The 19,353-nt window shown below is 62.6% G+C and carries 16 protein-coding genes and 2 pseudogenes; 11 read left to right on the top strand and 7 right to left on the bottom strand.

What is annotated here, in order from left to right; all coding sequences use genetic code 11:
* Nucleotides 1–151 precede the first annotated feature (151 nt).
* From C4J93_RS16815 to C4J93_RS16800, 4 genes are all read left to right on the top strand, one after another.
* Nucleotides 152–634: a sigma-70 family RNA polymerase sigma factor gene (locus tag C4J93_RS16815; RefSeq protein ID WP_124363428.1), complete on the top strand. Its 483-nt coding sequence runs from the start codon at nt 152–154 to the stop codon at nt 632–634.
* Between the two features lie 120 nt (nt 635–754).
* Nucleotides 755–2,092 (top strand): lysine N(6)-hydroxylase/L-ornithine N(5)-oxygenase family protein, encoded by a 1,338-nt coding sequence (locus C4J93_RS16810; protein WP_124404637.1) that lies wholly within the window; start codon nt 755–757, stop codon nt 2,090–2,092.
* Between the two features lie 107 nt (nt 2,093–2,199).
* Nucleotides 2,200–3,420 carry a putative DNA modification/repair radical SAM protein gene (locus C4J93_RS16805; RefSeq protein ID WP_124371175.1) on the top strand — a complete coding sequence of 407 codons (1,221 nt, stop codon included), beginning with the start codon at nt 2,200–2,202 and terminating at the stop codon, nt 3,418–3,420.
* Complete coding sequence (locus C4J93_RS16800; protein WP_124429977.1) at nt 3,417–4,250, top strand: TIGR03915 family putative DNA repair protein; 834 nt, start codon at nt 3,417–3,419, stop codon at nt 4,248–4,250. Before C4J93_RS16805 ends, C4J93_RS16800 begins: the two co-directional genes overlap by 4 nt.
* Nucleotides 4,251–4,302: 52 nt before the next feature.
* On the opposite strand, the pseudogene C4J93_RS27770 reads toward C4J93_RS16800, so the two are convergent.
* A pseudogene (locus C4J93_RS27770) lies at nt 4,303–4,398 on the bottom strand (N-acetyltransferase); the annotation flags it as partial.
* A gap of 635 nt (nt 4,399–5,033) precedes the next feature.
* Between C4J93_RS27770 and C4J93_RS16785 the strand changes: the two are divergent.
* The gene (locus C4J93_RS16785; RefSeq protein WP_124429975.1) at nt 5,034–5,924 is read left to right on the top strand and encodes a GNAT family acetyltransferase; all 891 of its coding nucleotides are present in this window, start codon (nt 5,034–5,036) and stop codon (nt 5,922–5,924) included.
* Between the two features lie 129 nt (nt 5,925–6,053).
* On the opposite strand, the gene C4J93_RS16780 is transcribed toward C4J93_RS16785, so the two are convergent.
* From C4J93_RS16780 to C4J93_RS16760, 5 genes are all read right to left on the bottom strand, one after another.
* Nucleotides 6,054–7,073 (bottom strand): branched-chain amino acid aminotransferase, encoded by a 1,020-nt coding sequence (locus C4J93_RS16780; protein ID WP_124410306.1) that lies wholly within the window; start codon nt 7,071–7,073, stop codon nt 6,054–6,056.
* Between the two features lie 202 nt (nt 7,074–7,275).
* Nucleotides 7,276–8,655, bottom strand: coding sequence for a dihydrolipoyl dehydrogenase (lpdA, locus tag C4J93_RS16775; protein WP_124429974.1), 1,380 nt, complete (start codon nt 8,653–8,655; stop codon nt 7,276–7,278).
* A gap of 4 nt (nt 8,656–8,659) precedes the next feature.
* Nucleotides 8,660–9,919: a dihydrolipoamide acetyltransferase family protein gene (locus tag C4J93_RS16770; protein WP_124429973.1), complete on the bottom strand. Its 1,260-nt coding sequence runs from the start codon at nt 9,917–9,919 to the stop codon at nt 8,660–8,662.
* Nucleotides 9,920–10,978: an alpha-ketoacid dehydrogenase subunit beta gene (locus C4J93_RS16765; protein ID WP_124363420.1), complete on the bottom strand. Its 1,059-nt coding sequence runs from the start codon at nt 10,976–10,978 to the stop codon at nt 9,920–9,922.
* 1 nt (nt 10,979) lies between these two features.
* Complete coding sequence (locus tag C4J93_RS16760; RefSeq protein ID WP_124429972.1) at nt 10,980–12,215, bottom strand: 3-methyl-2-oxobutanoate dehydrogenase (2-methylpropanoyl-transferring) subunit alpha; 1,236 nt, start codon at nt 12,213–12,215, stop codon at nt 10,980–10,982.
* 194 nt (nt 12,216–12,409) lie between these two features.
* Between C4J93_RS16760 and bkdR the strand changes: the two genes are divergently transcribed.
* Nucleotides 12,410–12,898 (top strand): Bkd operon transcriptional regulator BkdR, encoded by a 489-nt coding sequence (bkdR, locus tag C4J93_RS16755; RefSeq protein ID WP_122489983.1) that lies wholly within the window; start codon nt 12,410–12,412, stop codon nt 12,896–12,898.
* A 120-nt stretch (nt 12,899–13,018) separates the two neighbouring features.
* On the opposite strand, the gene C4J93_RS16750 is transcribed toward bkdR, so the two are convergent.
* Nucleotides 13,019–13,882: an MBL fold metallo-hydrolase gene (locus tag C4J93_RS16750; RefSeq protein WP_124429971.1), complete on the bottom strand. Its 864-nt coding sequence runs from the start codon at nt 13,880–13,882 to the stop codon at nt 13,019–13,021.
* Nucleotides 13,883–13,975: 93 nt separating this feature from the next.
* Here C4J93_RS16750 and C4J93_RS16745 point away from each other — a divergent pair, with 93 nt between their 5' ends.
* The 5 genes and pseudogenes from C4J93_RS16745 to C4J93_RS16725 all read left to right on the top strand — a co-directional run bounded on the left by C4J93_RS16745 (nt 13,976) and on the right by C4J93_RS16725 (nt 19,308).
* Complete coding sequence (locus C4J93_RS16745) at nt 13,976–14,311, top strand: helix-turn-helix transcriptional regulator (protein ID WP_005789341.1); 336 nt, start codon at nt 13,976–13,978, stop codon at nt 14,309–14,311.
* A 51-nt stretch (nt 14,312–14,362) separates the two neighbouring features.
* Nucleotides 14,363–15,607: an FAD/NAD(P)-binding oxidoreductase gene (locus C4J93_RS16740; RefSeq protein WP_124429970.1), complete on the top strand. Its 1,245-nt coding sequence runs from the start codon at nt 14,363–14,365 to the stop codon at nt 15,605–15,607.
* A pseudogene (locus tag C4J93_RS16735) lies at nt 15,608–16,410 on the top strand (sulfite exporter TauE/SafE family protein).
* Between the two features lie 109 nt (nt 16,411–16,519).
* Nucleotides 16,520–18,166 carry an MFS transporter gene (locus C4J93_RS16730; protein WP_124371165.1) on the top strand — a complete coding sequence of 549 codons (1,647 nt, stop codon included), beginning with the start codon at nt 16,520–16,522 and terminating at the stop codon, nt 18,164–18,166.
* On the top strand, nt 18,163–19,308 hold the full coding sequence (locus C4J93_RS16725; RefSeq protein ID WP_124429969.1) for an HlyD family secretion protein: 1,146 nt from the start codon (nt 18,163–18,165) through the stop codon (nt 19,306–19,308). The genes C4J93_RS16730 and C4J93_RS16725 overlap by 4 nt, the downstream gene beginning before the upstream one ends.
* Nucleotides 19,309–19,353 lie beyond the last annotated feature (45 nt).

Below are 19,353 nucleotides of genomic sequence, written 5' to 3'. Positions count from 1 at the left end.
GCGCAGCGAAAAAAATCGGCCGTTGATGCGAGACTTCTTTAAAAGTAGATGAGAATTACTATAAATTGCACCTACTCAAACTGCCATCATCGATGGGCCTGTTCCTACTCGGACTGGCATCGTTAGCACCACGGCCATGGGGCCAGGAGTCATGTTGGAAAACTACTATCGTGAGCTGGTGTGTTTCCTCAACGCCAAGCTGGGCAACCGTCAGGTGGCCGAGGATGTGGTGCATGACGCGTATGTGCGGGTGCTGGAGCGTTCCAGTGACACCCCGATCGAACAGCCGCGCGCGTTCCTGTATCGCACCGCGTTGAACCTGGTGATCGACGGCCATCGGCGCAACGCCCTGCGCCAGGTCGAGCCGCTGGAGGTGCTGGACAGCGAAGAACGCTTCGCCCCGTGTTCACCCCACGCCAGCCACGACCAGGGCCAGCGTCTGGAGCTGCTCGAGCGCGCCCTGGCCGAGTTGCCGGCGGCCTGCCGCGACAGTTTCCTGCTGCGCAAACTCGACGGCCTGTCCCATCTGCAAATCGCCGAGCGCCTGAGCATTTCCCGCAGCTTGGTGGAAAAGCACATCGTCAATGCCATGAAGCACTGCCGGTCACGCATGCGTGAGTGGGAAGCCCACTGAAGCGGCATTAGTTAAATTTTATTTCACTGTCCTCGTTTCCTATCAACACACGGCCTGTTGTGCAGGCCATGAAGGTATTCCCGCCCCAACCGCCAAGGGGCTTATCCAGAGGACACTGGAATGACACAGGCAATTGCTTCGCCCGCGGTTCACGACCTGATCGGTATCGGCTTCGGCCCATCGAACCTGGCGCTGGCCATCGCCCTGCAGGAGCGTGAAAAGGCCCAGGGCAAACTGGACGTGCTGTTCCTCGACAAACAAGCCGACTACCGCTGGCACGGCAATACCCTGGTGACCCAGAGCGAACTGCAGATTTCCTTCCTCAAGGACCTGGTGACCCTGCGCAACCCCACCAGCCCGTATTCCTTCGTCAATTACCTGAAGGCCCACGACCGCCTGGTGGACTTTATCAACCTGGGCACGTTCTACCCGTGCCGCATGGAGTACAACGACTACCTGCGCTGGGTCGCCGGGCAATTCCAGGCCCAGGCCCGCTACGGCGAAGAAGTGCTGGCCATCGAGCCGATCCTGCACCAGCAGCAGGTGGAAGCGCTGCGCGTGATCTCCCGTGACGCCCAGGGTGAACAGCATGTGCGCACCACGCGCGCGGTGGTGGTCAGCGCCGGTGGCACGCCGCGTATTCCCGAAGCGTTCAAGGCGCTCAAGGGCGACAGCCGGGTGTTCCACCATTCCCAGTACCTGGAGCGCATGGCCAGCCAGCCCTGTGTCGACGGCAAGGCCATGCGCATCGCGGTGATCGGCGGCGGCCAGAGCGCGGCCGAAGCCTTTATCGACCTCAACGACAGCTTCCCCTCGGTGCAGGTCGACTTGATCCTGCGCGGCTCGGCGCTCAAACCCGCCGACGACAGCCCGTTCGTCAATGAAGTGTTCTCGCCGGCCTTTACCGACCTGGTGTTCCAGCAAGTCGGCGCCGAGCGTGAGCGGCTGGTTGCCGAGTACCAGAACACCAACTACTCGGTGGTGGACCTGGACCTGATCGAACGCATCTACGGCATTTTCTATCGGCAGAAAGTCTCCGGCATCGCACGCCAGGCGTTCCGCACCATGACCGTCGTCGAAAAGGCCACCCCCGGCCCGCTCGGCATCGAACTGGTGCTGCGCAACAACGCCAGCGGCGAAACCAGCGTCGGCCACTACGACGCGGTGATCCTCGCCACCGGTTACGAGCGCCAGATGCACCGCGAACTGCTCGCGCCGCTGCACGCCTACATGGGCGACTTCGAAGTGGCCCGCGACTACCGTATCGTCACCGATGAGCGCTGCAAGGCGGGTATCTACATCCAGGGGTTCAGCCAGGCCAGCCATGGCTTGAGCGATACGTTGCTGTCGGTGCTGCCGATTCGCGCGGATGAGATTGCGGCGTCGTTGTATGCCAATGACCGCAGCCATGATTCAGCGCGTTCGGTGCAGGACCTGTTGTTGGCAACGGCGAGCTGAGTTCCAGCCGCAAGCCGCAAGCTTGAAGCTTGAAGCTTGAAGCTAAAAGCTTGCAGCTTACATCTACCCCCTGATACTGTACAAAAAACCAGTATCGGTAGCTCTCCATGCAGTTGATCGAAAAACTCAGCATCCTCGCCGACGCCGCCAAGTACGATGCGTCATGCGCCAGCAGTGGCGCACCCAAGCGCAGCTCCGAAGGCAAGGCGGGGCTGGGTTCCACCGATGGCATGGGGATTTGCCACAGCTATACGCCCGACGGCCGTTGCGTCTCGCTGCTCAAGGTGTTGCTCACCAACTTCTGTCTCTACGACTGCCAGTATTGCGTCAACCGCCGTTCCAGCGATGTGCCCCGTGCGCGGTTCAGCCCGGAGGAGGTGGTCACCCTGACCCTGGACTTCTACAAGCGCAATTGCGTCAGCGGCCTGTTTCTCAGTTCCGGCATCATCCGTTCGGCCGACTACACCATGGAGCAATTGGTGCGGGTCGCCAGGCTGTTGCGCGAAGAGCACGACTTTCGCGGCTATATCCACCTCAAGACCATTCCCGAAGCCGACCCGGCGCTGATCGCCGAGGCCGGGCGTTATGCCGACCGCCTGAGCGTGAATATCGAACTGCCCACCGATGCCAGCCTGCAAACCCTGGCGCCGGAAAAGCAGATCGTCTCGATCAAGCAGGCCATGCAGACCATCTACACCGGTGAGCAGACCGTGCTCAACGAACCCCGCGCGCCGCGCTTCGCCCCGGCCGGGCAGAGCACCCAGATGATCGTCGGCGCCGACGACACCGACGACAGCACCATCCTGCACGGTGCCGAAGCCCTGTATGGCAATTACAAGCTGCGCCGCGTGTATTACTCGGCCTTCAGTCCCATCCCCAACAGCCCGAAAAGCGTGCCCCTGGCCGCGCCGCCACTGATGCGCGAGCATCGTTTGTACCAGGCCGATTTCCTGTTGCGCAGCTACGGTTTCAGCGCGAACGAGCTGTTCGAAGGCCCCGGCCACCTGGCCCTGGATATTGACCCTAAGCTGGCCTGGGCCTTGGAACATCGCGAGGTGTTCCCCCTGGACCTGAACCGCGCCGAACCGACCTTGATCGCGCGCATCCCCGGCATTGGCCTGCGCACCACCCAGCGCCTGGTCGACCTGCGCCGCGAACGCAAGATCCGCTTCGAAGACCTGGCGCGCATGCGCTGCGTACTGGCCAAGGCCAAGCCGTTTTTCATCACCAGCGATTACCACCCCCAACAAGCGGACACCACCAGCGTTTTGCTGCGCGAGCAGCTGCGTGATCGCCCGCAACCGCAACAGATGGGGTTGTGGGGATGATCAGCCTGGAATGCGACAACCTGTTCAGCACCTGGCGCGAACAGGCGCGTTGGCTGCTCAGCCATCAGGTCGACCCCAGCCAGGTGAGTTGGGGCGAAGCCGAGGTGGCGGATCTGTTTGCCACCGACGAGCCGATTCCGCCTGGGCCTGGCCCGTTCCAGGCGCGCATTCCCAAGGCGTTGCTGCACTTGCTGGAATCGGCCGCCTGCTACCACGGCGACCAGCGCTGGAGTTTGCTGTACGAGGTGTTGTGGCGGGTCAGCCATGGCGATCGCACGGCGATGCTGGCCGGTGACAAGTTGGGCAGCGAGTTGCAGCGACGCATCAAGCAGGTCAGCCGTGAAGCCCACCACTTGCACGCGTTTGTACGGTTTATCGCACTGCCGCCGGGGGCAGGGCCGGAGCTGCCGGAGTACGTGGCCTGGCACGAACCGGCTCACGATATTCTGCACAGCGCCAGCCAGCATTTTGTCGGGCGCATGGGCCGGCATCGCTGGATGATCGCAACGCCCCTGGACGGCGTGTATTACGACGGCGAGCAATTGATTCACCAACGCCAGTGCCCCGAGGCTTGGCAGCAACTGGCGCAGAATGTCGAGGACCCGCACAGCGCCATGTGGTTGACCTATTACAGCCACATCTTCAACCCGGCGCGGTTGAACCCCAAGGTGATGGAAGGGCACTTGCCGAGCCGCTTCTGGAAGAACCTGCCGGAGGGCAAGTTGATTCCAGGGCTTATCAGCGAGGCGCGCACGGGCAAGCAGAAGGATGGACAGGCCAAGCTGGTTGGCGCCAAGCCCGGCAAACGTATTTCAAGTGGGCACGGTTAGAAAATGTGGGAGGGGGCTTGCCCTGATGCCAGTCAGTTAAGGCGACACCGAACCTGTGGCGAGGGAGCTTGCTCCCGCTGGACTGCGCAGCAGTCCCATTGTTTGGGGCCGCTTCGCGCCCCAGCGGGAGCAAGCTCCCTCGCCACAAGTTAGTTCTCGCTCCTGCTACTTCTTAACTGACTGGCATTAGAGCTTGTCCCCGATGGCCATAGGTATCTACACGATTTTGTAGCACAGCCTACGGTAACCACGATGCGAAGCGAGTCGCTCTTGATCTTGCTTTTGATCTAGGCGCCCCGTTAAACCACGCTGGCCGGAATCCGATAGTGATTTGGGGGGTAAACCGGCAGGGATGCCGGTTTAGCCGCCCCGCGCCATGGATGGCGCGTGGCGGCGACCCCCAAATCACTGTCGGATTACGGGCACACCGAGCCGGGGCGAGGTGCCGAGTGGTGGGGCAAGAGCCCTTTGGTTACTTTGGGGCTCTTTTCCAAAGTGACCCGCCGTCAGGGCGGAACCCTAAGCCGCCGTTACCGCAGCAACGGATATGTACTCGCTCTGATCCAGCATCTCGGTCGGCCCTGAGGCCGCCATCGGGAGCAAGCCCCCTCCCACATTTGGATCGCGCGGCATCAGTCAGATAGCTATAGGCCGCCAGGCTGCCACGGGAGCAAGCTCCCTCGCCACAGGTTCGGTGTCGCCTTAACTGACTGGCGTTAGGGCACCGCCCCTCCCACATTGGTATTGTGGTGCTCGTTATAGCGCCGTCAGCCAGGAGCAAGCATGTCTACCGTCGTTCGTACTGCCCAAGCCTCAGATGCCGAGGGCATCAGCCAAGTCATCCTCGCCGCCTTGCACGGCAGCAATGCACGGGATTACCCGGCGGATGTGATCGCCCGCGTGGCGAGCAATTTTACACCCGAGGCGGTTTTGGAACTGCTCAAGCGTCGTGTGGTACTGGTGGCGGTAAGAGCGCAGGTGATCGTCGCCACGGCGGCCCTGGATGCCAACGTAGTGCGCTCGGTGTTCGTCAATCCGGTGCTGCAAGGGCAGGGCATTGGCCGGCTGCTGATGATCGAGATCGAACTGCGCGCCCGTGAAGCCGGGGTGAGCGTGTTGAGCGTGCCGTCTTCGCTGACCGCCGAGCCGTTCTATAGCAAGCTGGGTTTTCATACCGTGCGCGATGTCTACCACGGCAACGAGCGCACGCTGGTCATGGAAAAGGCGCTGCTGTCTCGGCACCCCATCGGCCCGTATCGCGACCGCCTGCACCGTGCCCAGGTGGTTGCGTTATGGCAGGAAGCGTTCGGCTATGACACCGCGCATAACCTGCCGACCCTGGCGATCGATAAGAAACTGGCGGTCAATGACGGGTTGTTTTTTGTCGCCACCGATAAAAAAACCGTGATCGGCACGATCCTCGCCGGGTACGACGGCCATCGTGGCTGGCTGTACTCGGTGGCGGTGCACGCCGACTATCGTCGCCACGGCCTGGGATCATCGCTGGTGCGTCACGCGGAACAGGCGTTGACGGCGCTGGGTTGCATGAAGATCAACCTGCAGATCACCAGCGGCAATGATGCGGTGGCGGGGTTTTACGAGGCGTTGGGGTATGGGGTGGAACAGAGGATCAGCATGGGCAAGAAGATTGCCAGTAACATCCCCCAATCTTGAAAATACCGGGAATCAAAATGTGGGAGGGGGCTTGCTCCCGATAGCAATGTGTCAGTCACCGAAGATGTTGACTGATACACCGCCTTCGGGGGCAAGCCCCCTCCCACATTTTTGATTTGCGGTGCTGCTTTAGACCTTGACGATCCAACCCGCTGGCGCTTCAACGTCACCGGTCTGCACGCCCGTCAGCTCTTTGTAGAGCTTCTGGGTAACCGGGCCCACTTCGGTCTCGCTGTGGAATACGTGCAGTTTACCGTTGTACTGGATGCCGCCGATGGGTGAGATCACCGCAGCGGTGCCGCAGGCGCCGGCTTCCTTGAATTGGTCCAGCTTGTCGATGAACACCTCGCCCTCGACCACGGTAAGGCCCAGGCGGCTCTGGGCCAGTTCGATCAGCGACAGGCGGGTGATGCCCGGCAGTACCGAAGGCGACTTCGGCGTGATGAACTGGTTGTCATGGGTGATGCCGAAAAAGTTGGCCGAGCCGACTTCTTCGATTTTCGAATGGGTCATCGGGTCCAGGTAGATCGCGTCGGCGAAGCCGGATTTTTTCGCTTCCGAACCTGGCATCAGGCTGGCAGCATAGTTACCGCCGACTTTCGCGGCACCGGTGCCCTGTGGCGCGGCGCGGTCGAAGGTGGAGATCTGGAAGTTGTGGGGCACCAGGCCGCCTTTGAAATAGGCGCCGACCGGGATGCAGAACACCGAGAAGATGAACTCCGGCGCGGTGCGCACACCGATGTTGTCACCGGTGCCGATCACGAACGGGCGCAGGTACAGCGCGCCGCCGCTGCCGTAAGGCGGGATGAAGCGCTCGTTGGCCTTGACCACTTGTTTGCAGGCATCGATGAACGCATCGGTCGTCACATGCGGCATCAGCAGGCGGGCACAGCTGCGCTGCATGCGCGCGGCGTTCTGGTCCGGACGGAACAGGTTGATCGAGCCGTCCTTGCAACGGTAGGCCTTGAGGCCTTCAAAGCACTGTTGGCCGTAGTGCAGGGCGGTGGAGCCCTCGCTGATGTGCAGCACATTGTCGTCGGTCAGGGTGCCGTCTTGCCATTCGCCGTTTTTCCAGACCTGGAGAAACCGCTTGTCGGTCTTGATGTAGTCAAAACCCAGCGTGTCCCAATTGATGCTCTCGTTACCCATGACACCCTCTATCTTGGTCAAGTCGGATTTTTTTCTGGATGGGCGCAACAATACTTCATTCTTGGCTGGTGTGGGAGCGGGCGGATGGACCATTCGACATCTCTGTTGGCTGATCCATTGCTATCGGGGGCAAGCCCCCTCCCACAGGGGAACGCATTCCAAATGTGGGAGGGGGCTTGCCCCCGATGGCCTCGCCACGGTTCTACAGATGCAACGCATGGCCCAAGGCGCGCAGCGCCGCTTCCTGTACGGCTTCACCCAGCGTCGGATGGGCATGGATGGTGCCGGCCACATCTTCCAGGCGCGCGCCCATTTCCAGGCTCAGGCCAAACGCCGTGGACAGCTCGGACACGCCAGCGCCCACCGCCTGCCAGCCGACAATCAGGTGATTGTCACGCCGCGCCACCACCCGCACGAAACCGGTGTTCGACTCCAGGGTCATGGCCCGGCCGTTGGCGGCGAAGGGGAAGCTCGACACGATGCACTCCACGCCGGCCGCCTTGGCTTCGTCAGGCGTCTTGCCGACCACCACCAGTTCCGGGTCGGTAAAGCATACGGCCGGGATCGCCGCCGGGTTGAATTCGCGGGATTTGCCACTGATCAGTTCGGCAACCATTTCGCCCTGGGCCATGGCGCGGTGCGCCAGCATTGGCTCGCCGCTCAGGTCGCCGATGGCCCAGACGTTGCGCATGCTGGTCTGGCAACGGCTGTCGATCTTGATCGCCGCGCCGTTCATCGCCAGGTTCAGCGCTTCGAGGTTCCAGCCCTGGGTGTTGGGTTTGCGACCCACGGCCACCAGCACCTGGTCGGTCTCCAGCGCCAGCGTGTCGCCATTAGGGTCGCGCACCTGCAGGCGGTTGTCGGTAAACCCAGTGACGGCGTGCTGGAGGTACAGCTTGATGCCCAGTCGTTTGAGCGACTCGCCGACCGGTTGGGTCAGCTCGGCGTCATAGGCCGGCAGGATGCGCTCCTGGGCCTCGACCACACTGACCTCGGCCCCGAGCTTGCGGTAGGCAATCCCCAGCTCCAGGCCGATATAACCGCCGCCCACCACGATCAGCCGCTTCGGTATGCGGGTCGGTGCCAGGGCTTCGGTGGACGAAATGACCGGCCCGCCCAGCGGCAGCATCGGCAGCTCGACGCTTTTCGAACCGGTGGCCAGCAGCAGGTGCTCGCACTGAATGCGCTGGTCGCCCACGTCGACAGTCTTGCCGTCCACCACCTTGGCCCAGCCATGGATCACCTGCACCTTGTGTTTTTTCAGCAGCGCGGCGACGCCGGTGGTCAGGCGGTCGACGATACCGTCTTTCCATTCCACGCTTTTGCGGATGTCCAGGGTGGGCACATCCATTTCGATGCCCAGGGGCGAGCCCTGGCTGTGGTGTACGCTTTGCTGGAACTGTTCGGCCACGTGGATCAAGGCTTTGGACGGAATGCAGCCGATGTTCAGGCAGGTACCGCCCAACGCCTGGCCTTCCACCAGAATGGTCGGGATGCCCAGTTGGCCAGCGCGAATCGCGGCCACATAACCGCCCGGGCCGCCGCCGATAATCAGCAGGGTGGTGTGTAATGTCTGAGTCATGCCCTTACTCCAGGAACAGGCTGGCGGGTTGTTCGAGCAGGCTGCGAATGGCCTGGATGAATTGCGCCGCGTCCATGCCATCGACCACGCGGTGATCGAACGAGCTGGAGAGGTTCATCATCTTGCGCACCACGATCTGGCCCTTGATCACCATGGGCCGCTCGACGATGCGGTTGACACCGACGATGGCGACTTCCGGCAGGTTCAGTACCGGCGTGCTGACAATCCCGCCCAGCGCACCGAGGCTGGTCAGGGTGATAGTCGAGCCCGACAGCTCGTCACGGCTGGCCTTGCCATTGCGTGCAGCTGTGGCCAGGCGTGCGATTTCTTCGGCATTGCCCCACAGGCTGCGGGCTTCGGCGTGGCGCACCACCGGCACCATCAGGCCGACGTCGCTCTGGGTGGCGACGCCCACATGCACCGCGCCGAGGCGGGTGATGACCTGGGCTTCGTCGTCGTAGCGCGCGTTGATCTGGGGGAAATCGCGCAGTGCCACCACCATGGCGCGCACGATGAACGGCAACAGGGTCAGCTTGCCGCGGGTGGCGCCGTGTTTTTCATTGAGGTGCACGCGCAGCTCGTCCAGCGCCGTGACGTCGATTTCTTCCACATAGCTGAAATGCGCGGCGCGGCGGGTGGCGTCCTGCATGCGCTGGGCGATCTTGCGGCGCATGCCGATCACCGGAATCTGGTGCTCGTCGTTGCGTTCGGCGTAGGGGTTAGCCGCTGTCGCGGTGTTGCTCGTGCCTTGCTGAAGGTAGGCGTCGAGGTCTTCATGCAGAATCCGCCCGGCCGGGCCTGTGCCCTGTACCAGGCGCAACGCAATACCCGCATCCAGCGCACGCTTGCGCACGGCGGGAGAAGCCAGCGGGCGGTCAGCCGCATCGCGGGCCACGGGGGCTTGAGGCTTGGTGGCGACAGGCGCGGGCTTGGCTTCAACCGGTGCCGGTTTGCTCTCCACCACAGGCGCGGCTTTTTCTACCGGTGCGGCCACGGCTGGCGCTTCCTTGGCGTTGCCGGCGCCTTCCACTTCAATGCTGATCAAAATACTGCCCACCGCCATGACTTCACCCGGCTCGCCGCCGAGGGAAATCACCTTGCCGTGGACTGGCGAGGGAATATCCACCATCGCCTTGTCGGTCATCACATCCGCCAGCACCTGGTCTTCGACGACCATGTCGCCGACCTTGACATGCCACTGCGACAGTTCAACTTCCGCGATGCCTTCGCCAATGTCCGGCATCTTGATTACGTGCGTGCCCATTCAGACCTCCATGACCCGTTTCAACGCCGCGCCCACTCGGGACGGGCCTGGGAAATACGCCCACTCCTGCGCGTGCGGATAGGGGGTGTCCCAGCCGGTGACGCGCTCGATCGGCGCTTCCAGGTGGTGGAAGCAATGTTCCTGCACCAGCGCCACCAGTTCGGCGCCAAATCCGCAGGTGCGCGTGGCTTCGTGCACCACGACGCAACGGCCGGTCTTTTTCACCGAGTTGACGATGGTTTCCAGGTCCAGCGGCCAGAGGCTGCGCAGGTCGATGACTTCGGCGTCGATGCCGGTTTCTTCGGCGGCGACTTGCGACACGTACACGGTGGTGCCGTAGGTCAGCACGGTCACGGCCGAACCCGGACGCACGATGGCGGCCACGTCCAGCGGCACGGTGTAGTAACCGTCCGGCACTTGCGCTTGCGGGTGTTTCGACCACGGCGTCACCGGGCGGTCGTGGTGGCCATCGAACGGGCCGTTATACAGGCGCTTGGGTTCAAGGAAGATCACCGGGTCATCGTTTTCGATGGAGGCGATCAGCAGGCCCTTGGCGTCGTAAGGGTTGGACGGCATCACCGTGCGCAGGCCGCAGACCTGGGTGAACACCGCTTCGATACTCTGGCTGTGGGTCTGGCCGCCGTAGATGCCGCCGCCGCACGGCATGCGCATGGTCAAGGGCGCGGTGAACTGGCCGGCCGAGCGATAACGCAGGCGCGCAGCCTCGGAGATGATCTGGTCGGTGGCGGGGTAGACGTAGTCGGCGAACTGGATTTCCGCGACCGGGCGCAGGCCGTAGGCGCCCATGCCCACCGCCACGCCGATGATGCCACTTTCGGAAATCGGCGCGTCGAATACCCGGGAGCTGCCGTACTTGGTCTGCAGGCCCTCGGTGCAACGGAACACGCCGCCGAAGTAACCGACGTCCTGGCCGAACACCACCACGTTGTCGTCACGTTCAAGCATCACATCCATGGCCGAGCGCAGGGCCTGGATCATGGTCATGGTGGTGGTGGTCATGGCGGTTTCCAGTTCGATGCTGTTGTTGTGATCGTTCATGTCAGACCCCCAGCTCTTGACGCTGGCGCTTCAAGTGCTCCGGCATTTCTTTATAGACGTCTTCGAACATGGTCGCGGCGCTTGGAATCTGGCCGCCGGCGAGGGTGCCGTACTGTTCGGCTTGTTTTTGCGCGGCGATCACTTCGGCTTCAAGTTCGGCACTGACCGCCGCGTGTTCCTCCTCGGACCACTGGCCAATCCTGATCAGGTGCTGTTTGAGACGGGCAATCGGGTCGCCCAGGGGGAAGTGGCTCCAGTCATCGGCGGGGCGGTACTTGGACGGGTCATCAGAGGTCGAGTGCGGGCCGGCGCGGTAAGTGACCCACTCGATCAGGGTCGGGCCCAGGTTACGGCGCGCACGCTCGGCGGCCCAGGCAGACGCGGCGTACACCGCGATGAAGTCGTTGCCGTCGACCCGCAGGGAAGCGATGCCGCAACCCACGCCGCGTCCGGCGAAGGTAGTGGCTTCACCACCGGCGATGGCCTGAAAGGTCGAGATGGCCCATTGGTTATTCACCACGTTGAGGATCACCGGGGCGCGGTAGACGTGGGCGAAGGTGAGGGCGGTGTGGAAGTCCGATTCTGCGGTGGCGCCGTCGCCGATCCAGGCCGAGGCGATCTTGGTATCGCCCTTGATCGCCGAGGCCATGCCCCAGCCCACGCCCTGTACGAACTGGGTGGCGAGGTTGCCGGAAATGGTGAAGAAGCCGGCGTCCCTGACCGAGTACATGATCGGCAACTGGCGGCCCTTGAGCGGGTCGCGCTCGTTGGACAGCAATTGGCAGATCAGGTCGACCAGCGGCACGTCGCGGGCCATCAGAATGCTTTGCTGGCGGTAGGTGGGGAAGCACATGTCGTCGATGTTCAAGGCCAGGGCCTGGGCGCTGCCAATGGCTTCTTCGCCTAGGCTCTGCATGTAGAACGACATTTTTTTCTGGCGCTGGGCGACCACCATGCGGTTGTCGAAGATGCGCGTCTTGAGCATCGCGCGCATGCCTTTGCGCATGATGTCGGCGCTGACACCCTCGGCCCACGGGCCCAAGGCCTGGCCCTGGTCGTCGAGCACGCGGATCAGGCCCTTGGCCAGGTCGGCGGTGTCGGCCGGCTCTACATCGATGGCGGGTTTGCGCACCAGGCCGGCGTCGGTCAGGCGCAGGTAGGTGAAGTCGGTCTTGCAGCCTGGACGGCCCGAGGGTTCAGGGACGTGCAGGCGCAGCGGTTCGTACGGCTGGGTCATGGCTTCTACGCTCGATCTTGTGAATTTCTTGTAGTGGGCGCGCTAGCTGACAGTCAGTCTTCGGGTAGAAGAAATCTTGTCCTACAACAATCATAGGCGTGGCGTAGAAGAATATTTATCTGTGTTTCGTTGCGCTCAGGATCATTTGCGGATAAAAAATCTGCATAAACATAATAAACAGGTGATTTTGTCTCATGCGCAAACTGGACCGTACCGATATCGGCATTCTCAACGCCCTGCAGGAGAACGCGCGCATCACCAACGCCGACCTGGCCCGCTCGGTCAACCTGTCGCCCACGCCGTGCTTCAACCGGGTCAAGGCGATGGAGGAGTTGGGCTTGATTCGCGAGCAGGTGACGCTGCTGGATGCCGACCTGCTGGGCCTGCATGTGAATGTTTTCATCCATGTCAGCCTGGAAAAGCAGAATGAACTGGCGTTGCAGCAGTTCGAAGGGGCGATCTCCGACCGGCCGGAAGTGATGGAGTGTTACCTGATGGCCGGCGACCCGGATTATCTGATCCGGGTGCTGGTGCCGACGATCCAGGCCCTGGAGCGCTTCATGATGGACTTTCTGACCAAGGTGCCGGGTGTGGCGAACATCCGTTCCAGTTTTGCCTTGAAGCAAGTGCGCTACAAAACCGCACTGCCGCTGCCGGCCAACGGCATCAGCCTCGGTACCTGACTCAATACGGAACAAAATGTGGGAGGGGGCTTGCTCCCGATAGCGGTGTGACAGTCAACTTATCTGTAGCTGACTCACCGCCATCGGGAGCAAGCCCCCTCCCACATTTTTAACCGCATTTCAAAGCTGGTTGAGGGGGATCTTCAGGTACGTCACGCCGTTTTCTTCCGCCGGCGGCATATTCCCCGCCCGCACGTTCACCTGGATCGCCGGCAACAACAGCGTCGGCATTCCCAGCCCGGCATCACGGGCGGTGCGCATCGCTACAAATGCCGCTTCGTCCACCCCGTCATGCACATGGATGTTCCCCGCCCGTTGTTCCGCCACCGTGGTCAGGCACTTGGCCTCACGGCCCTCGGGTGGGTAGTCGTGGCACACATACAGTTTGGTATCCGAAGGAAAGGCCAGCAACTTGCGCATCGACGCGTACAACTGCCGCGCATCGCCGCCGGGGAAGTCGCAGCGTGCGGTGCCGACGTCGGGCATGAACAGGGTGTCGCCCACCAGGATCAAGCGCCCGTCGATCAGGTAAGCCATATCCGCCGGGGTATGCCCGGGCACATGCAGCGCCTGGGCCTGCAGGCCGCCAATGTGAAAGATCTCATCCGGCGCAAACAAGTGGTCGAACTGCGAGCCATCGACGCGAAACTCCGGTTCCAGGTTGAACAGGTGCTTGAACACGCCCTGCACCTGGCTGATGGACTGGCCGATGGCAATCTTGCCGCCCAGGGCGCGTCGCAGGTAAGGCGCGGCGGACAGGTGGTCGGCATGGGCATGGGTTTCCAGCAGCCATTGCACCTTGAGGCCATGCACCTGGACAAAGGCAATCACCTGGTCGGCCTGGGTGGTCTCGGTGCGCCCGGAAGCCGGGTCGTAGTTGAGCACCGAGTCGACGATGGCGCAGGCACCGCCGTCCGCCTCATAGACGACGTAGGTATAGGTCGACGATGCCTCGTCCAGAAAGGCTTGAATCAACGCTGGCATGGCGGCTGTCCCCGATGCGGAAAAAGTAGTTACAATCAGTTTACGTTTACACATAATGTTTTGAGCTTAAGTGAGATAAAGGAGCCGAGGCAAATGGAATCTACGTTGAGTGAGGGCGAAGTCGCCCAGTTGCGTGCATCGGCGTCCAAGGCCTGTTCCTTGCTCAAGGCGCTGGCCAACGAAGACCGCCTGTTGATCCTGTGCCAGTTGACCCAGGGCGAGCGCAACGTCGGCGAGCTGGAAGCGCTGACCGGCGTACGCCAGCCCACGCTGTCACAACAGTTGGGCATCCTGCGGGACGAAGGGTTGGTTGCCACCCGTCGGGAAGGCAAATACATCTTCTACGGATTGGCCAGCCACGAAGTGATTCAAGTGATGAAGACCCTGTCCGGCCTGTACTGCGGCGCGGTCATAAAAAGCTGGGCGTGACGCCATCCGGCAGCGACCCTTGTGTGCACTGACTCAAAAAGGCAGCAGACAATGACCGAACAACACTGGGGACATACCATCAGTGGCGATATCGTAGTCATCGGCGGCGGCTCGGCAGGCATCGGCCTGCTGGCCAGCCTGCTCAAGCGCGACCCGCACCTGAACATCACCCTGATCGAACCCAACGACTTCCATTGCTATCAACCCGCCTGGACCCTGGTCGGCGGCGGCGCCTATAACCTGCAAAAGACCCGGCGCCCGCTGGCCGACGTACTGCCCAACGGCGTCACCTGGATCCAGGCCGCGGTCAGCCAGTTGCTGCCTGACGAGCAGAGCCTGGTGCTCGACAACGGCCAGCGCGTCAGCTGGAACCACCTGATCGTCTGCCCCGGCCTGCGCCTGGCCTGGGAAAAGATCGAAGGCCTGCAAGATACCCTCGGCCGCCATGGCGTCACCTCCAACTACAGCTACGAGCATGCCGCCTATACCTGGCAACTGGTGCAGCAACTCAACGGTGGCAAGGCGCTTTTCACCCAGCCGGCCATGCCGATCAAATGCGCCGGTGCCCCGCAAAAGGCCATGTACCTGTCCTGCGATCATTGGCTCAGGCAGGGCGTCCTGAAAAACATCGAGGTGGAATTCAACCTGGCCGGTGCCGCGCTGTTCGGCGTGCCGACCTTTGTGCCGCCGTTGATGAAATACGTCGAGAAATACAACGCACGCCTGGCGTTCAATGCCAACCTGATCAAGGTCGATGGCCCGGCACGCAAGGCCTGGTTTGAAGTCAAGGACGCGGAAGGCAACGTCAGTGTCGTCGAAAAAGCCTTCGACCTGCTGCATGTGGTGCCGCCGCAAGTCTCCCCGGATTTTATCCGCCAGAGCCCGCTGGCCGACGCCGGCGGCTGGTGCGAAGTGAACCCCCACAGCCTGCAGCACCTGCGTTACCCACATATCTTCGGCCTTGGCGATGTGTGCGGCACTACCAACGCCAAGACCGCTGCGGCGGTGCGCAAGCAAATCGTGGTGGTTGCCGAGAACCTGCTGGCCCTGCGCAAGCAGGCGTCGCTGCCGCTCAAGTACGATGGCTATGGCTCCTGCCCGTTGACGGTGGAGAAGGGTAAGGTGGTGCTGGCCGAGTTCGGTTATGGCGGCAAGCTCCTGCCGACTTTTCCTCTCGACCCGACCCAGGCGCGCCGCTCGATGTGGTTCCTCAAGGCCACGCTGCTGCCGTGGTTCTACTGGAACGGCATGCTCAAGGGCCGCGAGTGGCTGACCCGCCTGAGCAAGGTGGACTGAATGCTGCTGGCGAGTGTGTTGGGTGTATTGATGGGCCTGGTCATGGGCCTGACCGGTGCGGGCGGCGGCATCCTCGGGGTGCCGGCATTGGTGTTGGGACTGGGGCTGACGATGACCCAGGCCGCGCCGGTGTCATTGCTCGCGGTGGGCGCGGCGGCGGCGGTGGGCGCGATTGACGGCCTGCGCCACGGCCTGGTGCGTTACCGTGCGGCGCTATTGATCGCGTTGCTGGGCGCGCTGTTTTCGCCGCTGGGGTATTCGTCGCCCATCAACTGTCGGAACCGGTGCTGATGGGCCTGTTCAGCGCATTGATGGTGCTGGTGGCCTGGCGCATGTTGCGGCGCGAAAAGGTCGAGGCCGGGCCGAGTGACCACGGCGCCGCCTCCTGGGGCCAGAAGAATTGCATGCTCAACCAGCAGACCGGCCGCCTGGCCTGGACCGCCAAGTGCAGCGCGACCCTGGCGGCGCTGGGGGCGGTGACGGGCGCCGTGTCGGGGCTGCTCGGTGTGGGCGGCGGTTTCCTGATCGTGCCGGCGTTCAAGCAACTCACCGATGTGCAGATGCGCGGGATTGTCGCCACCTCGTTGATGGTCGTCAGTCTGCTGTCGTTGATCGGCGTGGTGGGGGCCTTTCACGCCGGGGTGAGCATCGAGCCGGTGGGCTGGGTGTTTATCGGCGCGAGTATCGTCGGCATGTTGGCCGGGCGCCGCTTGTGCTCGGTGATGCCTGCGCGTGCGCTGCAGGTGGGCTTCGCCAGCCTGTGTGTGGTGGTGGCTGCCGGCATGCTGCTCAAGGCTTTTTAGGGGCCCTCTGTTATGCGCTCAAAAGTGACAAAATGAACCCCGCTCAGGTTTACTGTTCTCTGAGTCATGGTTTCACCGGCCTTGCGCGTCGGTTCATCAAGGTCACCGAATGGATAAATACACCCCACACGCCTGGCAACCCCACGAACGGCCGAGCCTGCCCGGCTCGCCGTCGACGCCGTTGCACCCCACTCACAAGCGCTGGCTGTTTGCGCTGGTCGGCGTACTGGTGGCAATCACCGGCGGGTTGGGTAACGCGCTGGTCATCGCCAACCTGCAATACCTGCAAGGCGCCCTGGGCGCGACCACGGCGGAAATGGCCTGGCTGCCCGCCGCCTATGTGATGACCAACGTGTGCATGAACCTGCTGCTGGTGAAGTTTCGCCAGCAGTTCGGCCTGCGCGCGTTTACCGAAGTGTTCCTGGTGCTGTATGCGCTGGTGACCTTCGGCCATTTATTCGTCAACGACCTCAATTCGGCCATCGCCGTGCGCGCGGCCCATGGCATGGTGGGGGCCGCGCTGAGTTCGTTGGGCTTGTACTACATGATCCAGGCGTTCCCGGCCAAATGGCGCTTGAAAGCCCTGGTGCTGGGGCTGGGCACGGCGCAGCTGGCGTTGCCCCTGGCGCGGCTGTTCTCCGAGGACTTGCTGCAGATCGCCGAATGGCGTGGCTTGTACCTGTTCGAGCTGGGCCTGGCGTTGATCTGCCTGGGCTGTGTGTTCCTGCTCAAGCTGCCGCCCGGCGACCGCTTCAAGACCTTTGAAAAACTCGATTTCCTCACCTTCGCGATCCTGGCCACCGGCGTCGCCTTGCTCTGCGCGGTACTGTCCCTGGGCCGTATCGACTGGTGGCTGGAAGCACCGTGGATCGGCATCGCCTCGGCCTGTTCGCTGGTGCTGATCATGGCCGGGCTGGCCATCGAGCATAACCGCGCCAACCCGCTGCTGATGACCCGCTGGCTGGGCAGCGGCACCATGATTCGCCTGGCATTGGCGGTGATCCTGATTCGCATGGTGCTGTCCGAACAATCCACCGGCGCGGTAGGTTTCATGCAGATGCTGAACATGAGTTACCAGCAGATGCATACGCTGTACGTGGTGATGCTGGCCGGGGCGATTGCCGGGCTGGTGGTCAGCGCCTTGACGATCAACCCGGCGCACTTGCTGATGCCGCTGGTGATTTCCCTGGCGCTGATGGCGACCGGGTCGGTGATGGACAGTTTTTCCAGCAACCTGACACGGCCGCAGAACCTGTATATCAGCCAGTTCCTGCTAGGCTTTGGCGGTACCTTCTTTCTCGGGCCGACCATGGTGCTGGGCACCAAGAACGTGTTGACCAACCCGCGCAACCTGGTGAGTTTCTCGGTGATGTTCGGGATTTGCCAGAACCTCGGCGGCCTGATCGGCGCGGCGTTGCTCGGCACCTTCCAGATCGTGCGCGAGAAATATCATTCAAGCCTGATCACCGAGCACCTGACCCTGCTTGACCCCCGTGTAGCCGCGCGGGTGCAAAGTGGTGGCTCGGCTTATGGCGGTATCGTCGCCGACCCGGAGTTACGCAACCTCATGGGCATCCGCAGCCTGGCCACGGCGGCCACCCGTGAAGCGAACGTGATGGCTTACAACGATGTGTTCATGCTGATCGCGATCATCGCGATCCTGACCATGATCTGGATCTTTATCCGCAGCCTGTGGCTGATGAGCACCACCAAAGCGGCAACCCCTCCCGTTCAACCTGTCGGCGCCTCTTCATGACCGAACCCACGACCACCACTACCAATGCGATCGCCTCCACCCCCGAGGGCACCACGCCGCCGGGCGCTGCGGTGACCGAACCGCGCTCGTTGCGGGTGCGCATCCTTTCGTCCCTGGGCTTTGCCGCGATTGCCATCGTCGGCGTGCTGATCGTGCTGTATGCCTGGCAACTGCCGCCGTTCAGCAGCGCGGTGGAAACCACTGAGAATGCCTTGGTGCGCGGGCAGGTGACGATTATCGGCCCACAGCTCAGCGGCTATGTATTCGAAGTGCCGGTGCAGGACTTTCAGTATGTGAAAGCGGGCGACCTGCTGGTGCGCCTCGACGACCGTATCTACAAGCAACGCCTGGACCAGGCCCTGGCGCAACTGGCGGTGCAGAAAGCGTCGTTGGCCAATGTGGTGCAGCAACGCAACAGCGCCGAAGCGACCATCAAATTGCGCCAGGCCGCGCTGGTCGACAGCCAGGCCCAGGCGCGCAAAAGCACCGCAGACCTGCGTCGCAATGAAGAATTGATCAGCGACGGCTCGGTGTCCAAGCGCGAACTGGACGTGACCCGTGCCGCGAATGCGCAGACCGTCGCCGCCGTGGCCCAGGCCCAGGCCAGCCTGGAAATCGCCCGGCAGGACCTGCAGACGGTGATCGTCAATCGCGGCTCCCTGGAAGCGGCAGTGGCCAGCGCGGAGGCGGCAGTGGAATTGGCGCGGATCGACCTGTCCAACACCCGCATCACCGCGCCACGGGACGGCCAACTGGGGCAGATTGGCGTGCGCCTGGGGGCCTACGTCAACTCCGGCGCGCAATTGATGGCGCTGGTGCCCAAGCAGTTGTGGGTGATCGCCAATATGAAAGAAACCCAGATGGACAATGTGCAGGTCGGCCAGCCGGTGACCTTCACCGTGGACGCGCTGAACCACCGCAAGTTTCACGGCACGGTGCAGCATATTTCCCCGGCGACCGGGTCGGAGTTCAGCCTGTTGCAGGCGGACAACGCCACCGGCAACTTCGTGAAAATCGCCCAGCGTGTGCCGGTGCGGATCACGGTCGACCCCGACCAGGCCGAGAGCGAGCGGTTGCGGCCGGGGTTGTCGGTGGTGGTGAGTATCGACACGGCGGGGCGGCTTAAAAACAGCCCGCCCTGAAGGAACTCGGTCAATGTGGGAGGGGGCTTGCCCCCGATTGCGGTG

Origin of the sequence: Pseudomonas sp. R2-37-08W (assembly GCF_003851705.1) — a bacterium.
Classification (GTDB): Bacteria; Pseudomonadota; Gammaproteobacteria; order Pseudomonadales; family Pseudomonadaceae; genus Aquipseudomonas.
This window is presented reverse-complemented; position numbering and strand designations above follow the sequence as displayed.

Bases quoted from the DNA above. Each gene is read 5' to 3' on its own strand.
- C4J93_RS16770 (WP_124429973.1), bottom strand. From the start codon at position 9,919: ATGGGCACGCACGTAATCAAGATGCCGGACATTGGCGAAGGCATCGCG.
- C4J93_RS16785 (WP_124429975.1), top strand. From the start codon at position 5,034: ATGTCTACCGTCGTTCGTACTGCCCAAGCCTCAGATGCCGAGGGCATC.
- C4J93_RS16730 (WP_124371165.1), top strand. From the start codon at position 16,520: ATGGATAAATACACCCCACACGCCTGGCAACCCCACGAACGGCCGAGC.
- C4J93_RS16800 (WP_124429977.1), top strand. From the start codon at position 3,417: ATGATCAGCCTGGAATGCGACAACCTGTTCAGCACCTGGCGCGAACAG.
- bkdR (WP_122489983.1), top strand. From the start codon at position 12,410: ATGCGCAAACTGGACCGTACCGATATCGGCATTCTCAACGCCCTGCAG.
- C4J93_RS16740 (WP_124429970.1), top strand. From the start codon at position 14,363: ATGACCGAACAACACTGGGGACATACCATCAGTGGCGATATCGTAGTC.
- C4J93_RS16805 (WP_124371175.1), top strand. From the start codon at position 2,200: ATGCAGTTGATCGAAAAACTCAGCATCCTCGCCGACGCCGCCAAGTAC.
- C4J93_RS16780 (WP_124410306.1), bottom strand. From the start codon at position 7,073: ATGGGTAACGAGAGCATCAATTGGGACACGCTGGGTTTTGACTACATC.
- C4J93_RS16760 (WP_124429972.1), bottom strand. From the start codon at position 12,215: ATGACCCAGCCGTACGAACCGCTGCGCCTGCACGTCCCTGAACCCTCG.
- C4J93_RS16765 (WP_124363420.1), bottom strand. From the start codon at position 10,978: ATGAACGATCACAACAACAGCATCGAACTGGAAACCGCCATGACCACC.
- C4J93_RS16815 (WP_124363428.1), top strand. From the start codon at position 152: ATGTTGGAAAACTACTATCGTGAGCTGGTGTGTTTCCTCAACGCCAAG.
- C4J93_RS16810 (WP_124404637.1), top strand. From the start codon at position 755: ATGACACAGGCAATTGCTTCGCCCGCGGTTCACGACCTGATCGGTATC.
- C4J93_RS16750 (WP_124429971.1), bottom strand. From the start codon at position 13,882: ATGCCAGCGTTGATTCAAGCCTTTCTGGACGAGGCATCGTCGACCTAT.
- lpdA (WP_124429974.1), bottom strand. From the start codon at position 8,655: ATGACTCAGACATTACACACCACCCTGCTGATTATCGGCGGCGGCCCG.
- C4J93_RS16745 (WP_005789341.1), top strand. From the start codon at position 13,976: ATGGAATCTACGTTGAGTGAGGGCGAAGTCGCCCAGTTGCGTGCATCG.
- C4J93_RS16725 (WP_124429969.1), top strand. From the start codon at position 18,163: ATGACCGAACCCACGACCACCACTACCAATGCGATCGCCTCCACCCCC.